Raw genomic sequence first — 662 nt, forward strand, 5'->3', positions numbered from 1 at the left:
GTCGTTGCTGCCGGTGTTCTCCCACTCCCGGGTCGCGGAGAACAGCTCGACGGCCTGCTCCCGACCCTCCGGGCTCAACGGCAGCAACGCCAGCAGATCGGTCAGCTCCGCCAACCCCGCCGGGGAACGACCCAGCAGCATCGGCTCCACCATCAACGCGTCCAGCACCGGATCGATGCTCGCGTCCCGCGCAGCCAGCACCATCGCCGCGCTCAGCTCCGCGTGCGCCTGCGTCTCCCCCGCGTCCAACGTCCCAGCCCAGAACCGGAACTCGTGCCGATCGGTGGCCGCACCCTCGATGTGGCGGAAGCTGAGCCCCTCCGCCTTGTCCCGGTTGAGACCGCCGACCTCGGTGGCGGTCGGAACGCGGGACGGGTCGGCCGGGAGGGGCCCCGGACCGACCATCATCATCAGCCGCTGCTTGGTGCTGCCCGGGTGATTGCCCAACCGGTACAACACCGACTCGAACGCCTTCTGCAACCGCGCCAACCGCACGTGCTCAGCAGGCGTCAACTGCTCGACGAAGCTCACGTTCACGTGCCCACCGGTGTTCTCCGCGGTGGCCTCGTGCCGACGCAACAACTCCATCAACTCACCGACACCACGCCACGTACCCGGCTCCGCACCCGGCCGCAAGATCGGCGACACCAGCTCGAAACCCT

General features: G+C 68.9%; 1 pseudogene. It reads right to left on the minus strand.

The annotated features are described in order from the left end of the window. Positions 1–588, minus strand: a pseudogene (locus ACL03H_RS23850) (hypothetical protein); the annotation flags it as partial. Between the last annotated feature and the right edge of the window lie 74 nt (positions 589–662).

Origin of the sequence: Saccharopolyspora antibiotica (assembly GCF_047200635.1) — a bacterium.
In the GTDB taxonomy this organism is placed as follows: domain Bacteria; phylum Actinomycetota; class Actinomycetes; order Mycobacteriales; family Pseudonocardiaceae; genus Saccharopolyspora_C.